Raw genomic sequence first — 21,124 nt, forward strand, 5'->3', positions numbered from 1 at the left:
CCAGCAATGAAGATGGAAATGGACACCTCTTTGTCTAAAATGTAAAAGCTGTTTAATAAGCGGTCCATCCGGCGTCCGCCGTTATTACCGTTCCATTCACGAAGCTCGCAGCTTCTGAAGCCAGGAATAAAGCTATCGATGCGATCTCGCTGCTTTCCCCTGTTCGCGGCATTGACGCCATACCATCTCCTGCCTTTTGACTACCAAAAGCACTCGGATTAGACAAATCAATATTCGTCTTTACCCCACCTGGTGCTATAGCATTACAGCGAATTCCAAGCTTCGAGTACTGATACCCTACATTTTTAGTCATACCGATGACAGCATGCTTGGAGGCAGTATAGGCCACTCCTGCACGTGATCCCTCTAAGCCGCCGATCGATGCTACATTGATGATACATCCACCTTCTTGTGCCATGAAAATCGGTAAGACCTTACGAATGACTCTCATGGGTCCGGTGACGTTCACTGCAATTACGTTCTCCCATAAGTCGTCTGTGATTTCATGAGCCGGGGTCATTTTATCCATGATCCCCGCATTATTAACGAGAATATGAAGTCCACCAAATTGTGTATTTGCGGCATCAATCATTCGCTGAGTGTCCTCTTCCTTCGAAACGTCTGCTTTTACAGGATACACCACCCCGTTGCCATGACCTTGTTCTGCCTTCTTGGCCACCGCTTCAACACCCCCCAGATGGATGTCCGCTGCAATAACCTTAGCCCCCTGCTGGGCAAAAAGAAGAGCAATTGCTTCTCCAATCCCAGAACCCGCACCTGTAACAACTGCAACCTTATTCGTCAGCATCATATATCCTCTCCTCCGCTTTTATGTTTCGAACCATTCATCGAGTACTTGCCCACAGTTAGTATTAGCAAGGGCATAGCCTCAAACGGCGGTAAATCCAAAGATTCGGTGACAATTTCTTTCTCAATTAAAATGAGGAGAATACGCATTGACAGATAAGAATATGAATGGTTATTATATATTTAGACAATTACCTAAATATCGAAATGGTGGGTGGAATATGAATGAGTCTTTCAAAGCACTAGCTGACCCTACCCGTCGCCAAATCATTCGGTTACTAAGGGAGAAGGACCGAACCGCAGGTGAAATTGCTGATTTTTTCAACATGTCAAAACCAAGCATTTCTCACCATCTGAATGCACTGAAGCATGCCGATCTCGTACAGGATGAACGAAAAGGTCAATTCATTATGTATTCATTAAATACGACGGTTCTCGAAGAGGTTCTTGGCTGGTTGCTCGAGCTTACAGGTACGGGAAAGCAAACGGAGACGGAAAGCAAATCACTGGACGGAAAACAAAGCCGTGGTATGGATTCTGAGAAGGAGGCTGATTGAAGATGAAGGATTTTAAATGGAGATGGCAAGATACACTGATTGTGATATTAGGTTTAGCTTCATTAGCTTATGCTTTAATCAATTATGGCAAGCTGCCACAGGAGCTGCCCGCGCAGTGGGGAATTTCGGGTAAAGTCAACCGGTATTGGGATAAAAACATAGCTATTTTTATGTTCGGAATCCTGGGTATTGTGCTTCCGCTGATCATGCAATTCACACGTAGCATCGATCCTAAACGGGAAAATTATAAGAAGTTCGAAAATGCCTATGCTATGAGCAGACTCGCCATTGGGGTGCTTTTTAATCTCATGCTCGTGCTCACGGTTGCTTACGGTCTGGGTAAAGATATTAATGTGGGTAAAATTGCTATAGGAGCCCTAGGAGTGATGTTTATTGCGCTCGGCAACTACATGCCACAGGTAAAAGATAATTATTTGTTCGGTGTTCGCACAGCATGGACGCTCTCTAGCCCAGAGGTGTGGCGAAAAACACATCGTCTTTCCGGAAGAATGTGGATGATCGGCGGGTTGCTTATTTTTGGGGGAGCCTTTTTGAGCGGCGTCTTGTCTCAGACCCTTATTATTACAGCTCTTGTACTTGTTATTCTCGTTCCTGTTCTATACTCTTGGATCATTTCACGTCAGTTAAAATCGTGAAGCCAATACACTAAGCCGTCGACTCAGGTCGTCGGCTTGTTCTGTTATTTGGAACTTCCGGTCATTATGCTGCTCACCTTTACTTCCCTCGTATTCTGCCAACACTCTATACTCCCGCAGAAGCTCGTTCCCTAAGGCAATACAGCTTATGGCCTCCATTCGATTCCCTTCCGCTAACTTTTTCCGGCCCATCATAAGCATGCCTTCAATCCCTTTGACCCACTTAACAGAGTTGTATTTATCAAGCTGAATACTTCGACGTATCCAATATAATGCAGCTCCCGGATCATCACTGTACATCCATCGTCTAGCCATTTCCCAGTTTAAACTTGCATTATCCGGAGAATATTGCAAACTCTGCTGGAGTATACTCACGCTTTGTTCACCCGTAAGTAGCCTGGATAATGCTACAGCTGTTTTGGGAGACTGGGGATTCCACGCTAGTGATTGCTCTAGCAAATCTACCTTCACCGAGGGATCAACCGTCTGAACTGCTTGCCGGTAGTACCTCTCTCCTTGTGCGGCCTGAAGGGACAATACAGATAGCATGAGACAAAGGCAGCAGGCGACAGTGATAAATAGTCGGCGGGGATATGGATGTGACAGGCTCGCGAATGCAGGGATAGTGGCGCCGAGGTTCGCGGATGCGAAATGAGTGGTGAGCAAACTTATGGACGTAAAGCGGGTATTCGCAGATTGATGTTTCTGCTCATATTCAGACAGGGCAAGTGCTGGCAGCCAAAAAAGCAGCAGCCAGATTAATCCGTAGCTCCAGTCAAAATCGACTGCGCTATGCATAACGATAACCAAAAATGGCGGCAGCAGATGCGGCGATCTCTTAGCCAGCAGCCAGCCTGCTGCTAGCAGCATAAGCAGTATGGCTGCCAGGCCGACAAATCCTAGGTTCAACAGGATGTCGAGATAACCGTTATGCACTTGGCTGCCAACATAAGGGCGAGATTGGGCGGCGAGGTATGAACTCCGCCAAGTCTCACCCCCGCGCCCCAGCCAAGGTGCCTCTACCGCCAGCCGCCAGGCGTCGCGGTAGAACAGACCACGCGCGGATACCGTCGATGACGGTCCGGTGATCCGCTCGCGCACGTGCAGGAGGACGGCGGTGCCCGCCGCCGTCCAACCTGCTGCCGCCAATGCCAGCATGGCGGCTCGGGCACTGCCCGCCGCGCTGCGCTGGCGGCGGCACAGCCATAGGCCGGCTAGCAACGCGCCGGCCCAAAGCCCGGCCAGCAACAGCAGGCCGGGCAAAGGCTCTACCGCCAACCCGGCACGGGCCAGTTGGCGGTAGAGCAGCGCCGCGGCGACCACGGGCGCGGCGCCAGCGGCAAGAAGCGGCGCGATGAGCTGCCGCTTCCAGAGCAAAACGGCGGCGCAGGCGCAAGCCGCCGTCAGCCACGCGCCGCGCGACTCGCTGAGGAGCAGCGCGGCGGCGCACGGAAACAGCGGCAGCAAGCGCAGCAGCGCCGCGGCCGTGCTTCGCGGTTCTCGCCGCTCCAATCTATCGCATCCTTCCACACTCTTCTGAGGTCTTTCATAATAAGCAGCGACAGCAAACAGCCGCTCCAGTAGAAAAACAGCCATCACAGCACCAAAGGCATTAGGATATTCCATCACCCCTGCTAATCTGGCACCTGTAATGCTTACTTCCGATGAATTGCTGTAAGCTATAGCGAAAGGTAACTCTACCACCCCGCACACTGCCAGCAAAGCACTTATGCTTAAGAATATGCCCAAAATAGACCACGCAGCAATGATAAGCTGACGCCCCACCCGATTCAACGCGCAAAAACAAACCAAAGATGCAAAGCTAGCATACAAGCCCCACCGTAATATTTCATTCATTGTTCCCTGTGCCGAAAGAGGATCTCTTAGCCAATGAATCAGATAGAGTGATAGAACTATTAAAGGTGCAGTCAACATTATTTTCAAAGCTCTACGTACTCCACTTGCTCCCCCTGCGCTACTTCTCCACTTGCCTACTCCAATGTACAAATAAAGCAAAGCCACAGAACATATCACAAACCATAGGGTCAGAAAGAGATACATCTCCTCTGTAAAAAAAAATCCACGCAGCAAACAAGCTCCTACTCCGGCTGCGATGACTAAGGCTGCACTAAAATATACGATTATTGAATCCAGACTCCGCTCTCTGTTAACGCTTCCCATTTAGATACCCCTATATTCGTTAAGTTATCTCTATCCTTTCCACATTTCCCCTTCGCAAAACTAGAATGCAAAAAGGACGATACCTCTCCACGAAGGAGCTGTACCGTCCCAATTCTCATCAAAAAAGCTATATAGTTGCAAAAAGTGCAACTAACCTCTGATATTCGTTACTGCATCCTAGTGTAATTGCATAATGTACAACTATTTTTCGAGAATTCCGCCGGATGGGGAAAATTGCTCGTGCTATCCCTCCACCGAAATTTCACTCGGAAGCAGGTCAGCACATACGCGCTCAAGGTAAGGTTTCGCCCCTATAAAATCACGAAATGCGGTGTATTCACGCCATTTGACGGAGTTATCACCACCCGAGCTTTTAACGGCGCGGATTAAAATATTCTTCGGTGTATTCTCCAGGTCGATAAATTCCAGCAGCTGGCTGCTATAACCCATCATATCGAGCAATTTGGCACGGATAGCATCCGTAGCCAAGGCAGAGAAACGCTCCTTAAGTATCCCATGCGACAGCATCGGACTCATTACTTCATTCTCAATCTGCGCGAACAATTCATGCTGACAGCAAGGCACAGACAAAATGACGGAGGCGCCCCAACGTACTGCTTTTTCGAGTGCAGCATCTGTAGCTGTGTCACAAGCATGAAGCGTTATAACCATATCTACCTGATCCAGCTCATCGTACTCGGCAATGTCACCCACAAGGAACTTCAGGTGATCATAACCGATTTTCGCAGCAAGCTCATTACAATGCTCAATTACATCCGCTTTCAAATCAAGTCCAATAATATTAAGCTGCCGCTTCTTGCGGACGGTCAGATAGTGATAAAGAGCAAAGGTCAAATACGATTTACCACAGCCAAAATCAACAATCGTTAATGGCCGTCCCGTTGGCAGATCGGCAAGCACATCCTCAACCATCTCCAAGAAACGGTTGATCTGCCGGAACTTATCGTATCGCTTGGCCAGCACTTTTCCTTCTCTGTTCATTATGCCAAGCTCCACAAGAAATGGCACAGGTTCTCCATCCTCCAGCACATAACGCTTGCGGCGGTTGTGTGCCAGATCCGGCTCTTCTTTTTTACTGGGAGACTTGGTAAGGATGGATACTTTGAATTTCTTGCTAATCAGCACCTGATAATCCGCTTCCACCGTGCATAACAAGCCTTGGCGATATGATTCTCTAAATAAAAGGGTCATGTCCTCCGCTGCTAATTCTGCCGGTACGTTACGATGTTCAACCTTTGTACCAATATAGGATGCAAACTGATAATGCAACTTACCTTTTAGTTCGACAGGTTTAATCTGTACCTTCGTACAGGTCTCCCCTTTGTTACGTACTTGGCTTAAGGTAGCCATAATCAAGGTACGGTCATTAATCAGTTGTTCAATAAGAGCTTTTAAAGATTCCACAACGCACATCTCACTTTCGGGATTAAAAATGGAGAATCATTGTCTCCTAACCATCATCGTTCCATTATATCACGGCTCTACAAGAGTTATCCTATCAGGGCTTCACATGCAGCTCTCCACTCACAATAGTTATTGCTCGGCCAGACATCTTAATCTGATCTTTGCTTACCTCAAGTAGAAGCAAGCCTCCTCGTTCGGAAGCTTGATAAGCGGTCAACTGCGTACGGTTAAGTCGACTAGCCCAGAAAGGTGCTAGCGCAGTATGCGCTGAGCCTGTGACCGGATCCTCATTTACCCCCATCTTCGGTGCAAAGAACCGCGACACACAATCAATACCTTCGGTGGAGCTTTCTGCAGTAACCGCAAAGGCTCTCTCTTCAAGCCGTGATAAAGCTCCGAATTCTGGGCTAAGCTCGCGAACTAGGGATTCCTGATCGAGTCGTACAAGTACATTGTCAGCATATAGCATAGTTTCTACCACATTTTCTTCAGTAATACCAAGTGCTTCTATAAGAGCCGGAATTGTAGGAGAAGATTTAAGCTCATAAGGCGGGAAGTACATTGAGATGAGGTCATCCGCACGAGAAGCTCTAAGCATCCCACTGCGTGTATAAAATCTAGCTTCCACATCTGGATCCAGCAATCCCACCTCCCACAATACATGTGCACTCGCTAGAGTAGCATGGCCACATAAATTAACCTCAGCCTTGGGCGTGAACCAGCGCAGACGATATCCAGCATTCTCCGGCCAAAGAAATGCCGTCTCTGACAAGTTCATTTCTGCTGCTGTCTTAAGCATAAATGCCTCGTCGACTGGATGCTTTAGCAAGCATACTGCTGCCGGGTTTCCTGAATATGCTTTTCCTGCAAAGGCATCGATAATAAATAAAGGAGTATTCATTAGGCTTCCGACTCCCTCCGAACTTCTGTGATCCGGCGCCACTCTTTCCATCCTTGTTCCACTTCATGGATAGGAAGCGAGCCTTGTTCCAATTCTTCTGGTGATTTAAGCAGCAGCTGTCTGTACAATTCATCACCTTCCAGTGAGACATCTTCTCCCTGCTCCCATAGTCGATACAGACTGTCCTCCGCTTTACTATAATGTCCGATTGACTCCATATAATCTAGAAGCAGCCGTTCCGTCTTGGCTGGAAGACGATACGCTTTGACTTCCTCCAGAAGTTCATTAATATCCTCTGTCATCTGCAGCATTTCTCGATCAGCGCCGTGCAAATCTGCGTACAAATATAAATGCAGTGCTCTCATACTTCTGAATAGTGCCGCGTCATGATCGCCTTTTGCAGCATAAATGCTGCCCTCTTCCTTAAGCAGCTTAGCTACACCTTGAAGCTTATCTGACTCCAATACACCGTTAAACCGGAACATATCTATAATATCTTCTACAGATAGTGAATTTAAAAGACGTGAGTTCAGCGGAAAATGTCGGTTCAATAGCTCATCAATTTCCCATAAGGCTTCCGTTGTCTTCCGCTCTTGCTTCAGCGTTAGAACCTTGGCAACCATCGCCGTCATATCTTCGATCATTCGGACAATATAGTCTCTTCGGAACATGAACTTCCCCCTTTTCCATACTGTAACTGTGAAGCTTTTGTATCTAGGTATTATATGTGTTTTATTCATTTATCTTAAACCATTGCACTACGCTATGCCACTAAAGCAATTACGGGAAAAATAATGACTAGAATCCTTCTACTTATTGACATGAAATGCCGTTCCACATTGGCGGCGTAACAACCATAGCTATCTTTGCCGGATTGGGAATCCGTAAGTTTCAATAGTCTCCTAAAAAAGAGGCAGCCCACGCCAGTTACTTTGACGCGGAGCTGCCTCTTTTTGAATTATTATTTCAGCGATCACGAATGGCTGTTAATACTAACCGTAGCTTGGGTGAATTCCTTGATAACCTCAGCTAACCGTTCAGGAGCTTCAAAGAGGCTCATGTGGCCCGCTCCAGAAATCGTAGCTTGCGTTATATTTGGTTTATCCGAAGTAAAGGTGCGCTCCGCAGGAATCAGTTCATCCTGCTCGCCAGCAACAAGTAGTACCGGCAACGTGGTAGCTGTGATCACATCACGCCGATCCGGACGCTCGCGCATCGCCAGCGCAGCTCCCGCTGCTCCTTGTGGAGGCGTTTTGTAACCAATTTCTTTAGCTCGCTCCAGCAGCTGCGGTGATGCAGAAGCGGTCGCTTTAGCAAAAATTCCTGGGACGAAGCTGTCCACAAAAGGAGTAATGCCTTCATTTTGAATCCTGCTGACACTTTTCAATCGATTCTCCCGAGCTTCTTCACTATCCGGATATGCAGTAGAATGGATTAATCCGAAGCCCTTCAATCGAGAGGCATACCGCTGCGCGAACGAAAGTGTAATATACCCACCAAGAGAATGTCCCAGCATGGTGCATTCAGAAATTTCTAGTGTATCTAACAAGCCCAGAACATCGTCTGCCATTTGTTCAATAGTATAGGGGCCTAGTGGAGCCTCTGAAGCTCCATGACCACGTAAATCGGGAGCAATCACTCGGTAGTCGCTGCTTAAGATGGGAATGATTTGTTCCCAGTATTCAGCACTTCCGCAAAAGCCATGCAGTAATACAATAACCTCGCCTTTCCCCTGATCACTGTAGCAAATATTGCTTCCGTCACAACGTACTCTTTCCATGGCTGCTTCCCTCTTTCCAAAATACTAAGATATATTAACTAATATCTATTATTAAGCAAAACAGCTCTCCTTGAAACCGGCATCCTATTCTTAACGCCCAATTCCAAACCCTTTTGCTGCTGCGGCGGCAATTTGTTCAGCCATAACCATAACTCTATGTAGTGGAGTCGTCTGCAGCGTCCGATAGGGCTTGGGACCGTTGATATCTACAATCGCCGCCAAGCTATAATGCCCCACTGCGGGAAGGCATACCCCCACCGATTGTGCTGGCTGAAGCGGCTCATTCGAAACGAAGTAATATCCAAGAGCTATTGGAGGTCCTAGGCAAGCATCCACAGCAATAATGATATGCTCAGATGGAATCTCAGCGACTCTGGTCACCAGATTATCTGCATCGCAAGGAGATGGCAACGTACCGATTACGTGCGGAAAGCCATATTCCAGAAGTTTGCTGCCTGTTAGTGGACCGAGAGCATCACCTGTAGATCGATCCGTTCCGATACACAGAAAGGTAACTTTCTTAGCTGAATGCAGCGCTGCAATTTCCATAAAAAAGGACACCAATCCTACATCGTCCATTTTGCTTCGTTTACCGCTTCCCTGTTCTCTAATTGCCAATACCTTTCCTCCCTTCGATGATATTTTTTGATTTCATGCCTTTAATTTAACATGATTTCTGTGAGCCCGACAAAAAAATGGTGATCAAGCTCACAATCATGGTAAAATACATGAATCAGTGTACAGAAAGGATGTTAATAACCCTATGGATTTAACACAACCTAGTCAGGAAAATGTTGAATATATGATCGAGGCCATCAAGAACAAACTGAAGATGGCAAGTGCTGCTGCAATGCAAGCCTCCGCTTTTTCAGTAGATAAATATGAAGATATCTTCGATGTCTATGAGGTAGCCATGGGCAGCGATAGACTCAGTATTTCTCAGGTGGAAGCGCTCGTCTCCGAACTCGGCCGTCTACGTCAGAAATAATTGTTCTTCGTTTACAAAAGGAGCCCGTCGCTGCGAATCCGAGATGGATGCGCAGCGACGGGCTCCTTTTTAAGTTCCTATTTCATCAAATGAAGCTGAAATTCTGTATCTGCATGACCTACCCGTGTACCACCATCATTGTAGATCACACCTGAAAATGTATTACGCAGCTTTTCCAAAGTATTTTTCTGACTGTATCCAATCTGATTTAAAATCCCCTGTACAATAAGTCCCCACTCTTCTTCTGATCCATCCAGAATCTTGAAGGCAATGCCTAGTCGCTCGCGGCGCAACCCAAAGCAATATACGCCTTTAAATCCACCCTTAGCAATAATATTTTCATCTTCCAAAAGGATTGAATCAAGGCGACCAGACCCAGAAACCATCTCCGGATGAGCATTCATGGCCGCAGTAATCGTAGTAACCGCTTTGCGAGTTGCCTCGTCAGCAATTAAATCAGGATTGGCTAATTTCAAATACGCAGTCGCCAAGGCTGTCAAAGGCATGGCAAATACCGGCAGACCGCATCCATCCGTACCTAGACCAATACTGTCTGGTGCTACACCAGCCATATAAGCAATCGTATCTATAATTTCACGCTGAACCGTTTGCTCCGGCTGAGAGTATTCTTCAAGTGGTAGTCCTTTGAGCTTACTATACGATAAAATCCCCATGTGCTTGCCCGCACAGTTATGATAGAACTTTCTTTTGCCCATGCCGCGAATGGCATTCTCTCTACTCGTATAATCCAGTGGATAGCTAGTGGCACATATCATTTGTTGCTCATCGATCCCAATCTTGGAGGAAATACTCTCTAGCGCGGCAACATGGTAGCTCTCTCCTCGGTGAGAAGCAGTCATTAGGGCAACCTCTGCGGGTGTAAAACCATAATGCTCCACGATTCCTCCACGAATGCCTGGGATAGCCTGAAGTGGCTTGGCCGCAGAACGGGTAAAGGATACAAACTCAGGATCACCTGCATAGCCCTTTACGTTCCCGTGTTCTCCTACGATTGCAATATGTCCGCTATGGACACATTCCAGCAAATCTGACCGATATTCTCTTACTAATACTGTTTCCATGGTAACTCTCCTCTTTTCTCTTTGCTGCTCTATAACTCACAAGGATTTATTAGGATTCTACATTTAATAAATGCTAGAAAATAACCCCGTGCTCCGGGGATTTTTTGTACATCACAAACTCCCTTAAGTGTTAGTTCCATGAGGAATTCTACTCCTATTTTCATCATTCTTCAATCCTCTCCACACCAAGAAGATTTTAGAAACCACACAAAAACAATTCCATCAGCAATAAATCCTGAATGACAGGAACATAAATGAAGCTTTTAAATTAAAAAACCACTCCCGCATCAGATTCTTGCTCTTCTGAAAAGGAAGTGGTTTTTATAGAATTCAGTACTGCTGTAGAGTGGGAGCGCAAATCGAACTACCCCTTACTTGCACCCGCGGTCAGACCGTCCACCAGGAATCGCTGAAGGAAAATGAACAGTAGCGTGACCGGGAGAGCAACCAGCACCGCTCCGGCGGCGAACAATGTGAATTCAGTCGAATTGCTTTGATTCACCATCCGGAAAAGCCCGACAGCGAGCGTTCTCGTCTCTTCCGTACGCAATACAAGGTCAGCGAATATGAAATCCACAAAGCAGCCATTAAATATCATAAGACTGGCATAGGTAAGCATCGGTTTGGACAGCGGGATCATTATAGATAGAAAAACTTTCATATGACTCGCCCCATCCATCCGCGCAGCATCTTCCAGACTTTTAGGAATAGTATCAAAAAAACCTTTAGCCACAAACACATTGGTGATAATGGCGCCACTGCTGTATACAAGCACAAGTGCCCAATGGGAATTCAGTAGCCCAAGCGTGTTCAGCAGCACGTAAACTGCAATCATAGCCATGAATCCCGGAAACATTTGCAGAACTAGAAGCGCGGTCAGTGTCGTTTTTCTGCCCGTGAACCGATAGCGAGAGATGGCATACGAAGTCAACAGCAGCAGAAAAGTGCCAAGTAGCGTAGACAGCGCTGCAACCTTTAGTGTATTCATGAACCAAATCAAATATTTAGTTTGCTCAAACAGTTCCTTGTAATGAATGAACGTGAAATTTTTAGGAATCAACGAGTCGCTGAACAAACTGTTTCCCGTCTTGAATGAAGACATAATAATCCAAAACGCTGGAAAAAGACTAATAAAACTGAGCACAATCAGTAGCAAATGGCTTCCAATCGTTTTAAACGCTTCTGTCAGTTTTGGCTTCATGCAATCATATCCTCCTCTTTGTAGGATCGCGTTCGGCGGTAGCTCCAGATGGAGAAGGTCGCGACCAGCAGGAAGATGACAATCCCGATTACGGAAGCAAAGCTGTATTGCGATTGGTTAAGCGCCAGTTTGTAGAGCCAAGTCACCAGCAGATCGGTATGGCCCGCGTACTGGTAATCCGGATTAACCGGTTCTCCGTTGGTCATCAGGTAAATGACGTTAAAGCTATTAATGTTACCGGCAAACTGCATGATCAGGATTGGAGCAGTCGCGAACAGTACCATAGGCAGTGTAACCATGCGGAATTTGTAGAATGCCCCAGCACCGTCCACTTCAGCAGCTTCGTACATATCCCTTGGAATCGTTGTCAGTACCCCAAAAGCCAGAATCATGGTAACCGGAATTCCGATCCACATATTAGCCAGAATTACGGTGACCTTTGCCCAGAAAGGATTAGTCAGCCAGGCCACCCCCTCCAATCCCAAAGCTCTTACATAACTATTGATCGGTCCGAACTGATTATTGAACATATTACGCATGACGAGCAGAGAAATCATATTAGGAATAGCAAAGGGAACGATCAGCAGTGTACGCCAAAGCTTTTTCCACCGAACACGGGGCTGGTGAATAAGTACAGCGATGAGCACACCTCCAATGTAAGTCGTCGCAGTAGCAATAATCGCCCAGATCAGTGTCCAAGTCAGCACTCCGCCGAAGGTTGAACTCCATACATCCAAACTTAGCATTTTATTAAAATTACCGAAACCCACCCATTCTACTAGATGCGCAGGCGGTAAAATCGGGTCGGCATAGTTCGTAAACGCCAGTAGCACCGAAAAAACAAGCGGCAATATCGTCAGAAAAACCACTGCCACAAAAGGAATCGCAAGTACAAGATAAGCGAAATTTCTACGCCCCATATGTCTGAGCGATTCACCGAATGAATGAATGGGCTCATTCCGGTCCCGCGCAGCTCCAACTAAGAAGGCATCCCTGATATTCAGTAAATGAAAAGCTGTATAAAACAGCAGCGCCAGCAATGACATCAGACCCTTGATCATCATAAAAATGGAGTGATCGCCCTCCACCATCCGGGTTAATTTACCTACCTTGACCATACGGCTTGGAAATTCACCAAGTGTGATCAACCCCCGCAAATACCCCATTAGATCATGAGCAATAAAATAGATTCCAGCAGACCCCACCAGCAGGAATACTAATCCTTTCAGCCACTGTCGATTGAAGAACTGGCCCAGTCCCGGAATAATAGCCGAGAGTAGCGCTGCACCTGTTTTTTTGTGCATAGCTCAAATCACCTGTCCTTTACTTCGAATCCAGATCGGCCTGAATCGTTGATACAGTCTTATCGAGCGTCTGCTTAACATCAAGACCCGGATCGTTCCACAGGGATACAAATGCTGCCTTTAGCGGTTCCCAGACGGATTTGATTTCCGATAGGGAAGGCATCGGCACGGAGTGTTGGAATTGCTCGAAGAATCCACTTATAATCGGATCATCTTTGATTACCGGCGCTTCTCCGGCTTCAATGTTCGCAGGAATCGCACCCGTCATTTCAAAGTTCTTGAGCTGATTCTCCTTGTTGCTTGCAAAATGTGCGAACAGGCGAGCTGCGACCGGATATACCGTATAGGAATTGACATAATACGATTTAACTCCGGAAAAAGAAATGCTGTCTTGACCATCATGTCCCTTAGGAAGAGGCGCCACTCCAAGGTTGATATGATCCTTGAACATCGCTATGGACCATGGCCCGTCGATGTTCATTGCCAGCTTGCCTTCCTGAAACAATTGGGTTTTAACGTCATAGGTGATATCTCCTGCATTCAATGGCAGAATTCCTTTTAAGCTCTGGAGAAAAGTAAATCCTTTGACGGTGCCTTCATTATTCAAGCCGATATCCTTGACATTCGTATTGTTGTCACCGTAAATGTATCCGCCGAAGCTGCCAATGAATGGATAGCTGTAATACCCGACGAATTCCCACATGATCGCAAACTTGTTCTCTTTCGGCTTATTGTACGTATTGGCAAAAGCGATCACATCATCCCAGGTTTTTGGAGCTTCGGATATCAGATCCTTGTTGTAGAACAGCGCATAGGTCTCCACCGATTTAGGATAACCGTACAGGATACCGTCATAAGTCGATGCCTGAATAGCTGTCTCCACCATAGTTGATTTCGTTTCTTCCTCAAACACATCATTTGGCAAAAGCAATCCCGCTTTGACAGCCTGACCGATCTGATCATGCGGGAGAGTCAACACATCAGCGGCTAGTTTGGACGGGCCATCTGTCGCCAACCTTGTTCCCTGATCGCCGCCCGCCATTTCCTCAACCTTGACAGGAACGCCGTATTCTTTTTCGAAATCAGCGGCTACCTGCTTCATGTACTCAACCTGCTCCTTGGCTTCCCAGACCGTTAATTCGGCCCCAGCTTCCGGTTTCAGCTCCTCTTCGGCGGGATTCGTCTCATTTGTAGTTCCCCCCGGCTCGTTCACTGTGGAATTCGGGCTTGAATTCGGCTGAGCCGTAGAGTTCCCATTGCCTGAACCGCAAGCCGTAACCGTCAATGCCAACAGCAGACTCAGGGTCAAACTAAATGATACCGCTTGCATTTTAGATCGTTTACTCTTCTTCATTTGCTCATCTCCCCTTTATTCATAAGTGATCAGACCTAACACGCATAGAAAAAGAGCATGCAAAAAAGGTACAACCTCATTTGCACAAAGTGCCGAGGTTGTACCTTTTAGGTAACAGTGCCTTTAATTTGTTTGCGTATTAAGAAAAATCAAGTTCGTTCGCCCTCATTCTATAATACCCATAATTTGGATTGCAATCAGAGTATAGATCCAAACGGGGTGATTTAATAGCACTTTTCTTGTTTTTCCTTATATTTTCTCCTTTTTTTAGCTACATACTAAATATTCCATATTGTGAATTCATGTGAAATAATCTCTTGCTTTAATCTTGAGGGGTATGTTAAGATTCAGACAAAATTTAAAGGCAATGAAACCGCCAAGGGTTCAACCTCTGATTATCATGAGGTTGGCCCTTTTTTGCGTTTACATGCCGCGAAGGGATGGAAATTGATTATGATTCAACAAGAAGCTGTTTATCATCGCATGGGGCAGAATTGGTCATATGCCTACGATGAGTCTACACTGCATATTCGCATAAGAACTAAACGGGATAACGTGTCAAAGATTGATCTTTTTTGCGGAGATAAATACGGTTGGGACAAAACCCATGAGGTTATTCCCATGCAGCACATGGCTTCTGACAGCTTATTCGATTATTGGCAGGCTGCGGTCCGTCCTGTTTATCGCAGACTCACTTACTATTTTGCACTTTATAACAAAGATGAGGTCCTTTATTATTTGGAAAAAGGCTTCTTCTCAGAGCCTCCAGTCATAATATATGAGGGCTTATTCGACTTTCCTTTCTTGAACCGTGAAGATGTACACTCCCCTCCAGCATGGGTGAAGGATGCAGTATTTTATCAAATTTTTCCGGAGCGTTTCGCAAATGGCGATCCTACTAACGATCCGGCAGATGTGCTAGATTGGGGCGGTACGCCGAGTCCCCGGAATTTCTTCGGAGGAGACTTGCAAGGTGTACTAGATCATTTGGATTATCTCTGTGAATTGGGCATTACCGCCATCTATTTCAATCCTCTGTTTGAGGCAACCACCAATCATAAATATGATATAAAGGATTATTTCTTGGTGGACCCTCATTTGGGAACCAACGCTTTGCTAAAAGAACTTGTCGACGCCTGTCATTCCAAAGGTATCCGCGTCATTCTAGACGGTGTCTTTAATCATTGCGGCCATACCTTTCCGCCATTTGTTGATCTGCTCACCAACGGGCGCTCTTCCCGTTATGCCGATTGGTTTCATGTGCGTGAGTGGCCACCACAAGTCATCGACGGAATTCCCACCTATGACACATTTGCATTCGAGCCTATCATGCCAAAATTCAACACTGAGAATCCTGAAGTCAGAGATTATCTGTTGAACGTTGGTCGTTATTGGATTGAGGAAATCGGTGTAGACGGTTGGCGGCTTGATGTCGCGAATGAAGTCTCTCATACGTTCTGGCGACAATTCCGTAATACGATCAAAAGCATTAATCCAGAAGCCTATCTTGTAGGCGAAATTATGCATGATTCCTTGCCGTGGCTACTTGGCGATCAATTTGACGCCGTTATGAATTACCCACTAACCAATATTCAGATTAATTTCTTCGCTCACGGACAAATTAATGCTTCACAATTCTCTCTATCGATTGCTACTATGCTAGCGGATTACCCGCAGCAAATTACAGAGGCCACTTTTAATCTATTAGACAGCCATGACACAACTCGTTTCCTGACCCTTTGCGGCGGTGACATCCGGAGATTAAAACTGGCCGTTTTGTTCCAAATGACCTTTCAGGGAGCACCATGTATTTACTATGGCGATGAAATCGGTATGGAAGGTGAATATGACCCAGATAATCGTAAATGTATGGAGTGGGACATCCAGAAACAGAACAGGGAACTGTTCGAATACTATCGCTGGATGATCGGTCTTCGTAAGTCGCATACTGCGTTCCGTAGTAGCGGCTTTAAATCGCTGGATATCCCGGACCACCCAAGTCTGCTTGTATATGAACGGTGGGACGAACATAACCGCTTCTTAATCGTGCTCAACAATGAAGAGGTGTTAGTCGACGCCACCATTCCTGTACCCGGGATGGACGCTATATGGGTAAACCTAGAGACGCAGAAGCGAACAGAAAAATTCACATCATTACTACATCTGAATCTGCCCGAATTTGGCTATGCGGTATTCCAAGCTGTTAATAAATAGTCCATAACAAGAGCCCCTCGCCATCTACGCCTTGCTCATCAATTGTTTCAGCCTATACGCCAAAGTTTAAATACGAAGTAAGATAACTTATAAGGAGTGATTGGTGATGAGTAACGTAGAACATAAAGTAGAGCATGAAGTAGAAAACGGAAGCAACTTTTTCAAAGGCATCTTTATTGGTAGCTTAATAGGTGCTGCAGCAGCCCTATTATTTGCACCAAAGCCTGGTCGTGAAATGCGCAGTGATCTGTCCGATAAACTTACGCTTGCTACTGACAAAACCAAAGAAGTTGCTGGTGTCGTAACTGACAAGACCAAAGCCATTGCCACAACGGTAGGTGAAAAAGCAACCGATCTGGCTAGTACGGTTTCAGTCAAAGCCTCTGATATCTACACTACTGTCAGTGACAGCAAGCAGCAAATTGCCGCTACCCTTCAAGACGCAGGCAGCAAAATTGGTGACACTGTAAGTGAAGCCTCAAATAATGTAGCCTCTGATGTTAAAGACGCTTCTAAAGAAGTGGCTGACGAAGCCAAAGCATCCTCTAAAGAAGTCGCCGATGAGGCTAAAGATGCGAAAGAGGATGTTAAATCCTCCTATAAATCCAGTTACTAATCTGCGGCATAATACAGCTATCATTTCATCCGACAACAGCCAGCTGTCCGCAGCTGGCTGTTGTTTAGTTATACCCTATATAAAGTTTCATCTGATTGAATAGATCCTTAATGAATGCCCGATCGGGCTACAGAAAGCAGGGGTGCTCCATGGGAGAATCAAATAGCCAAACAAAAGCATATGAAATTGATGAACATCCTTTCGAATTACGTCATGAGGTCAAACGCTTAAACAATCGTCTGGACAAGATTGCTGATTCACTAGAAAAATCAGAATTTAAGGACATCCTTGATAACTACTCAGATCCAAAAAAAAGAATTATCACAAACTTGATGGCCGGTATATCCCGAGGTCTCGGCCTATCTCTCGGAACGTTCGTAGTCCTTGGTGTTCTGGGCTACATTCTTAGCCTATTTCTTGATGTTCCCGTGATCGGTGAGTACCTTGGCGAGATCAAAAAATACATCGATGCGAACAGCTAACAACTGGGCTATCTATCGCCCATCTATCACCGCTCCCCCTTACCCCGCTTGTCCGGCTAACCCTGAAGGATTAGACGGACAAGCGGGGTAAGGGCGTTATGGAACACAAATAAAGGACATGCTATTCTCCAGGCACGGAGAGAGGCATGTCCTTATCGTCGAACAGTAGAATTCAAATCCAGGTAATGTATATTACACATAAAGGAGCTCAATAGGATGAGTTGGCCATAATCTGCTTTAACTTCTCAGTGGCCCGCTTCTGTATCCGTGAAACACTCATCTGTGAAACCCCCAGCTTCTGAGCAATTGCCCGCTGGGATTGACCATCTTGGAAGGCTAGCAGCAACACTTGCTGCTCTTGCTCCTTCAATTGTCCTAGTGCTTGCTGCAGATCCATTCGTTTCTCTACAGTCTCGTAATCGTTCGCATCAGAGCTGATAAGCTCCCCTAGCGTAGCTCCAGTCTCCTCTTGAGAAAGCGGTGAATCTAGAGATACGTAATGGTAACATTCTCTGCCTGCCAGTACTTCTACAGTTTCTTCAACAGACAGATCAAGATAATGAGCGATCTCATCGACCGCAGGAGAACGCTCAAGCTTCACTGTAAGTTCATCAATCGCGTGTTGAACAAGCGCTCCTTTTTCTTTAATCCGTCTAGGAACCTGTATGTACCAAGATTTATCACGCAAATAATTCTTCATATGTCCAATCATGCTTTTCATCGCATAGGGCTCAAAAGGGATTCCGAGACTGATATCATATTGCTGCAGTAACCGGATGAGCGCCATTTGCCCGACCTGATATAAATCCTCATACAAGTCGGGGCGATTACGGGAAATTTTCCCAGCAGCCATTTTCACCATAGGCTCATATTTCTGTATCAGCAACGTCGCCTGATCGTTATCCTTGGTCTGCTGATACTCCCAAATTTGGGTGACTGCTTCATTCATGGACTCGGGGGGAGTCACTTTGTCACTCATACTTTCTCCTCGCTAAAATTAAGGTGCTTCTTCAAAGTTACCACCGTCCCTTTTCCGGCTTCACTTACGACACTAACGTCATCCATCAACGCTTGCATTAAGTAGAACCCTAACCCGCCAACCTGAACGTCACTTAACTCCTTATCGTGCAGTGTCATACGTTCATTAGACTTGTCCAAGCCGTCAAAGCTCTCCCCTTCGTCTTTGACTGTAATGGATAAGGAGCTTTCCTCTACCTCAAAAATAACATCTACTACTCCGTCTTTTTGGCCATAAGCATATAATACTGAATTGTTACACGCCTCTGACACTGCCACTTTCATGTCTTCTATATCCTCATAGGTGAAACCCATTTTCGAGGCAATGCCGTATAAATTCAACCTAACAATATCCACATACTCTGCGCTAGCAGGCAACTGAAGAATTACTTTTTGCACATCATCACTCATTCTTTGTTCTATCCTTTCCTAGTGGGAATTCTCTTGGGAGGCAAAAAACTTGGAAATACCAGTCATGTCAAACAGCTTCTGAATTTGTGGAGGAACATCCTCAACCATAAACTTAACGTCCATTCCTTGTCTTGATTTCAGGATCGAAAGTAGAATACCAATCCCTGTGCTATCGATGTATTTTAATTCTTTTAGATTAATAACTAAATCTAGTTTGGTATCTCCCACAAGTGGCTCCATAACCAGGCGGAAATCGGAAGCAACTGATAAATCAAGTTCACCACTCAGGAAAACTGTGCATACATTCCCTTTGGTTTCTGTCTTAGCATGGAACTTGTTACTTTTATGCGTATTCATTAGACGATCTCTCCTGAACAAATATTTTCTATATTAATAACCTTAATGATATACCTTTGAATCAGATAACGTTAAAAAAACGGATTGGTAAATACTAGATTACGCTTGGAAAATAGATATATCAGGTTCTACTAATACATTGTCGTTGCTAGAATATCGAGAAATAATTTGTTTTATACTACTCATCTTCAGCGGTTTGCTGATGTAATCATCCATTCCAGAGGCCTTACAGCGATTCTGAATTCCTTCCATGACGTTCGCCGTCATTGCAATGATAACGGTCTTCTCGGCAGCAGGACCACCCTCTCGACGAATTTGAGCGGTCGCCTCCAAGCCATCCATCACTGGCATTTGAAGGTCCATAAAGATAAAATCATAAGGATGTTTAATCGCCATCTCCACAGCCTGTTGACCATCTTCAGCCATATCGGCCGCATAGCCCAGCTTATCCAGCATGCTGACCATTAGACGCTGATTAATCGGATGGTCATCCACAACAAGGATTCTACTTCTCCCCTCTTGATTGGGAACAAGATGCGTGGATTCCTCTTCTTGATATCCACCTATCAAATCTTCTCCTGGCATAGATGCCTGAATCGTAAAGATAAACGTGGCTCCTTTTTGCTCCATCGATTCTACCCGAATTTCTCCGCCCATCATTCCGACAAGAGATTTACATATAGCTAGTCCCAGACCTGTTCCCCCATATTTTCGTGTCATGGAAGAATCAAGCTGCGAAAAGGGCTCAAATAATCGGTCACATTTCTCCGGAGAAATACCAATACCTGTATCCATAATTGTGAACTCAACTTCCATCTTATGATCCGCAACGCTCTTGATCGAGGCGACTAGATAGACCCCACCTTGATTTGTGAATTTAACTGCGTTAGCGATCAGATTAATTAAAACTTGGCGTAAACGAGCCATATCCCCATATAAAAGCCGAGGCAATTTCTGATCAATAAAATAAGCGAGCTCCAGGTTCTTCTTTCCCGCTTCTATCGAGAAGAGGCTGAACACCTCTTGAATACAATTTCGAAGTTCAAATAAGTGCTCTTCAACTTCCATTTTTCCGGATTCCATTTTAGTAAAATCAAGAATGTCGTTAATTACCGTAATCAACGTGTCGGCACTTTTCCGAATGATCTCCGAATATTCCTTTTGCTCAGAAGTAAGATCCGTCTCCATTAATAGATCGATCATGCCAACTACGCCGTTCATAGGTGTACGAATCTCATGACTCATCATAGCAAGAAATTCCGACTTTGCTTTAGAGGCAATCTCCGCCTCTTCTTTTGCCTTAATAAGCTCACTATTAATAATTTCTAGTTCTTTCGTCTTTTGCTGCAGCAGCATGGTTTGAGTCTGATGTTTCTTACTCGTGATGTACATTTCGACAAAGCCTTGTATCTTAGAGTTCAAAATCTGTGGAATGAACGGCTTGACCATATAATCAATAGCCCCTGCCGAATAACCAGCGAATAAGTGCTCCGCTTCCTTGCTGTTCGCAGAGATAAAAATAATGGGAATATCCTTTGTTTTTTCTCTGGCTTTGATCAATTTTGCGGTTTCGATCCCATCCATACCTGGCATCTGTACGTCCAGTACGATGACAGCAAAATCATACCTTAACAAACACCGCAGTGCCTCTTCACCGGAGGTGGCTTTGACTAGCTCGTAATGCTGGCTCTCAAGTACCGCCTCCAGCGCCAGCAAGTTTTCAGGACGGTCGTCGACTAGTAGTATATGAATTGGTTCTTGAAACCCCATAGGACCACCCTCCTTCATGCG

21 protein-coding genes are annotated in these 21,124 nt (G+C 45.6%); 6 read left to right on the plus strand and 15 right to left on the minus strand.

The features are described from left to right. Positions 1-52 precede the first annotated feature (52 nt). Complete coding sequence (locus MKY99_RS26350; RefSeq protein WP_339267209.1) at positions 53-811, minus strand: SDR family oxidoreductase; 759 nt, start codon at positions 809-811, stop codon at positions 53-55. 217 nt (positions 812-1,028) lie between these two features. Between MKY99_RS26350 and MKY99_RS26355 the strand changes: the two genes are divergently transcribed. Together MKY99_RS26355 and MKY99_RS26360 are read left to right on the plus strand one after the other, a co-directional pair. Next, on the plus strand, positions 1,029-1,364 hold the full coding sequence (locus MKY99_RS26355; protein WP_076285584.1) for an autorepressor SdpR family transcription factor: 336 nt from the start codon (positions 1,029-1,031) through the stop codon (positions 1,362-1,364). Positions 1,365-1,366: 2 nt separating this feature from the next. Beyond that, positions 1,367-2,020, plus strand: a complete 654-nt coding sequence (locus tag MKY99_RS26360; RefSeq protein WP_076285470.1) for an SdpI family protein — start codon at positions 1,367-1,369, stop codon at positions 2,018-2,020. On the opposite strand, the gene MKY99_RS26365 is transcribed toward MKY99_RS26360, so the two are convergent. The 6 genes from MKY99_RS26365 to yyaC form a co-directional block, all read right to left on the minus strand. After that, positions 2,009-4,201 (minus strand): O-antigen ligase family protein, encoded by a 2,193-nt coding sequence (locus MKY99_RS26365; RefSeq protein ID WP_339267211.1) that lies wholly within the window; start codon positions 4,199-4,201, stop codon positions 2,009-2,011. The two genes, MKY99_RS26360 and MKY99_RS26365, sit on opposite strands and share 12 nt — an antisense overlap. A gap of 243 nt (positions 4,202-4,444) precedes the next feature. Continuing rightward, positions 4,445-5,635 carry an SAM-dependent methyltransferase gene (locus tag MKY99_RS26370; protein ID WP_339267213.1) on the minus strand — a complete coding sequence of 397 codons (1,191 nt, stop codon included), beginning with the start codon at positions 5,633-5,635 and terminating at the stop codon, positions 4,445-4,447. Between the two features lie 85 nt (positions 5,636-5,720). Beyond that, the gene (locus MKY99_RS26375; protein ID WP_339267215.1) at positions 5,721-6,527 is read right to left on the minus strand and encodes a PhzF family phenazine biosynthesis protein; all 807 of its coding nucleotides are present in this window, start codon (positions 6,525-6,527) and stop codon (positions 5,721-5,723) included. Beyond that, positions 6,527-7,198, minus strand: a complete 672-nt coding sequence (locus MKY99_RS26380) for a DUF6483 family protein (protein WP_339267217.1) — start codon at positions 7,196-7,198, stop codon at positions 6,527-6,529. Before MKY99_RS26380 ends, MKY99_RS26375 begins: the two co-directional genes overlap by 1 nt. Before the next feature lie 302 nt (positions 7,199-7,500). Further along, the gene (locus MKY99_RS26385; RefSeq protein ID WP_042191837.1) at positions 7,501-8,307 is read right to left on the minus strand and encodes an alpha/beta hydrolase; all 807 of its coding nucleotides are present in this window, start codon (positions 8,305-8,307) and stop codon (positions 7,501-7,503) included. Between the two features lie 90 nt (positions 8,308-8,397). Then, on the minus strand, positions 8,398-8,925 hold the full coding sequence (gene yyaC / locus MKY99_RS26390; protein WP_339267219.1) for a spore protease YyaC: 528 nt from the start codon (positions 8,923-8,925) through the stop codon (positions 8,398-8,400). A gap of 145 nt (positions 8,926-9,070) precedes the next feature. Between yyaC and MKY99_RS26395 the strand changes: the two genes are divergently transcribed. After that, entirely contained in the window at positions 9,071-9,295 is a 225-nt protein-coding gene (locus MKY99_RS26395) for a DUF1128 domain-containing protein (RefSeq protein WP_042191840.1), read from the plus strand. Positions 9,296-9,372: 77 nt separating this feature from the next. Here MKY99_RS26395 and MKY99_RS26400 read toward each other — a convergent pair whose 3' ends face one another. The 4 genes from MKY99_RS26400 to MKY99_RS26415 form a co-directional block, all read right to left on the minus strand. Further along, a complete protein-coding gene (locus MKY99_RS26400) occupies positions 9,373-10,377 on the minus strand; it encodes an asparaginase (RefSeq protein WP_339267221.1) in 1,005 nt (334 codons plus the stop codon). 364 nt (positions 10,378-10,741) lie between these two features. Next, positions 10,742-11,578: a sugar ABC transporter permease gene (locus MKY99_RS26405; RefSeq protein WP_042131038.1), complete on the minus strand. Its 837-nt coding sequence runs from the start codon at positions 11,576-11,578 to the stop codon at positions 10,742-10,744. Then, the gene (locus MKY99_RS26410) at positions 11,575-12,882 is read right to left on the minus strand and encodes an ABC transporter permease subunit (protein WP_339267222.1); all 1,308 of its coding nucleotides are present in this window, start codon (positions 12,880-12,882) and stop codon (positions 11,575-11,577) included. The genes MKY99_RS26405 and MKY99_RS26410 overlap by 4 nt, the downstream gene beginning before the upstream one ends. A gap of 19 nt (positions 12,883-12,901) precedes the next feature. Continuing rightward, positions 12,902-14,236: a maltose ABC transporter substrate-binding protein gene (locus MKY99_RS26415; protein WP_339267224.1), complete on the minus strand. Its 1,335-nt coding sequence runs from the start codon at positions 14,234-14,236 to the stop codon at positions 12,902-12,904. 453 nt (positions 14,237-14,689) lie between these two features. Here MKY99_RS26415 and MKY99_RS26420 point away from each other — a divergent pair, with 453 nt between their 5' ends. The 3 genes from MKY99_RS26420 (at position 14,690) to MKY99_RS26430 (ending at position 17,548) form a co-directional block, all read left to right on the plus strand. Next, entirely contained in the window at positions 14,690-16,450 is a 1,761-nt protein-coding gene (locus MKY99_RS26420; RefSeq protein WP_339267226.1) for a glycoside hydrolase family 13 protein, read from the plus strand. A gap of 106 nt (positions 16,451-16,556) precedes the next feature. Beyond that, positions 16,557-17,066, plus strand: coding sequence for a YtxH domain-containing protein (locus MKY99_RS26425; RefSeq protein ID WP_076285477.1), 510 nt, complete (start codon positions 16,557-16,559; stop codon positions 17,064-17,066). A gap of 149 nt (positions 17,067-17,215) precedes the next feature. Then, positions 17,216-17,548 carry a DUF5665 domain-containing protein gene (locus tag MKY99_RS26430; protein ID WP_042191847.1) on the plus strand — a complete coding sequence of 111 codons (333 nt, stop codon included), beginning with the start codon at positions 17,216-17,218 and terminating at the stop codon, positions 17,546-17,548. Between the two features lie 208 nt (positions 17,549-17,756). Here MKY99_RS26430 and MKY99_RS26435 read toward each other — a convergent pair whose 3' ends face one another. The 4 genes from MKY99_RS26435 to MKY99_RS26450 all read right to left on the minus strand — a co-directional run bounded on the left by MKY99_RS26435 (position 17,757) and on the right by MKY99_RS26450 (position 21,103). Then, positions 17,757-18,527: a sigma-70 family RNA polymerase sigma factor gene (locus tag MKY99_RS26435; protein ID WP_042131042.1), complete on the minus strand. Its 771-nt coding sequence runs from the start codon at positions 18,525-18,527 to the stop codon at positions 17,757-17,759. Further along, positions 18,524-18,976: an anti-sigma B factor RsbW gene (rsbW, locus tag MKY99_RS26440; RefSeq protein ID WP_042191848.1), complete on the minus strand. Its 453-nt coding sequence runs from the start codon at positions 18,974-18,976 to the stop codon at positions 18,524-18,526. Before rsbW ends, MKY99_RS26435 begins: the two co-directional genes overlap by 4 nt. 18 nt (positions 18,977-18,994) lie before the next feature. After that, positions 18,995-19,333, minus strand: coding sequence for an STAS domain-containing protein (locus MKY99_RS26445; RefSeq protein WP_042131044.1), 339 nt, complete (start codon positions 19,331-19,333; stop codon positions 18,995-18,997). Between the two features lie 99 nt (positions 19,334-19,432). Then, on the minus strand, positions 19,433-21,103 hold the full coding sequence (locus MKY99_RS26450; protein ID WP_339267230.1) for a response regulator: 1,671 nt from the start codon (positions 21,101-21,103) through the stop codon (positions 19,433-19,435). Between the last annotated feature and the right edge of the window lie 21 nt (positions 21,104-21,124).

The organism is Paenibacillus sp. FSL R5-0470 (assembly GCF_037975205.1).
Classification (GTDB): Bacteria; Bacillota; Bacilli; order Paenibacillales; family Paenibacillaceae; genus Paenibacillus_AQ.

Bases quoted from the DNA above. Each gene is read 5' to 3' on its own strand.
- MKY99_RS26350 (WP_339267209.1), bottom strand. From the start codon at position 811: ATGATGCTGACGAATAAGGTTGCAGTTGTTACAGGTGCGGGTTCTGGG.
- MKY99_RS26355 (WP_076285584.1), top strand. From the start codon at position 1,029: ATGAATGAGTCTTTCAAAGCACTAGCTGACCCTACCCGTCGCCAAATC.
- MKY99_RS26360 (WP_076285470.1), top strand. From the start codon at position 1,367: ATGAAGGATTTTAAATGGAGATGGCAAGATACACTGATTGTGATATTA.
- MKY99_RS26365 (WP_339267211.1), bottom strand. From the start codon at position 4,201: ATGGGAAGCGTTAACAGAGAGCGGAGTCTGGATTCAATAATCGTATAT.
- MKY99_RS26370 (WP_339267213.1), bottom strand. From the start codon at position 5,635: ATGTGCGTTGTGGAATCTTTAAAAGCTCTTATTGAACAACTGATTAAT.
- MKY99_RS26375 (WP_339267215.1), bottom strand. From the start codon at position 6,527: ATGAATACTCCTTTATTTATTATCGATGCCTTTGCAGGAAAAGCATAT.
- MKY99_RS26380 (WP_339267217.1), bottom strand. From the start codon at position 7,198: ATGTTCCGAAGAGACTATATTGTCCGAATGATCGAAGATATGACGGCG.
- MKY99_RS26385 (WP_042191837.1), bottom strand. From the start codon at position 8,307: ATGGAAAGAGTACGTTGTGACGGAAGCAATATTTGCTACAGTGATCAG.
- MKY99_RS26395 (WP_042191840.1), top strand. From the start codon at position 9,071: ATGGATTTAACACAACCTAGTCAGGAAAATGTTGAATATATGATCGAG.
- MKY99_RS26400 (WP_339267221.1), bottom strand. From the start codon at position 10,377: ATGGAAACAGTATTAGTAAGAGAATATCGGTCAGATTTGCTGGAATGT.
- MKY99_RS26405 (WP_042131038.1), bottom strand. From the start codon at position 11,578: ATGAAGCCAAAACTGACAGAAGCGTTTAAAACGATTGGAAGCCATTTG.
- MKY99_RS26410 (WP_339267222.1), bottom strand. From the start codon at position 12,882: ATGCACAAAAAAACAGGTGCAGCGCTACTCTCGGCTATTATTCCGGGA.
- MKY99_RS26415 (WP_339267224.1), bottom strand. From the start codon at position 14,236: ATGAAGAAGAGTAAACGATCTAAAATGCAAGCGGTATCATTTAGTTTG.
- MKY99_RS26420 (WP_339267226.1), top strand. From the start codon at position 14,690: ATGATTCAACAAGAAGCTGTTTATCATCGCATGGGGCAGAATTGGTCA.
- MKY99_RS26425 (WP_076285477.1), top strand. From the start codon at position 16,557: ATGAGTAACGTAGAACATAAAGTAGAGCATGAAGTAGAAAACGGAAGC.
- MKY99_RS26430 (WP_042191847.1), top strand. From the start codon at position 17,216: ATGGGAGAATCAAATAGCCAAACAAAAGCATATGAAATTGATGAACAT.
- MKY99_RS26435 (WP_042131042.1), bottom strand. From the start codon at position 18,527: ATGAGTGACAAAGTGACTCCCCCCGAGTCCATGAATGAAGCAGTCACC.
- rsbW (WP_042191848.1), bottom strand. From the start codon at position 18,976: ATGAGTGATGATGTGCAAAAAGTAATTCTTCAGTTGCCTGCTAGCGCA.
- MKY99_RS26445 (WP_042131044.1), bottom strand. From the start codon at position 19,333: ATGAATACGCATAAAAGTAACAAGTTCCATGCTAAGACAGAAACCAAA.
- MKY99_RS26450 (WP_339267230.1), bottom strand. From the start codon at position 21,103: ATGGGGTTTCAAGAACCAATTCATATACTACTAGTCGACGACCGTCCT.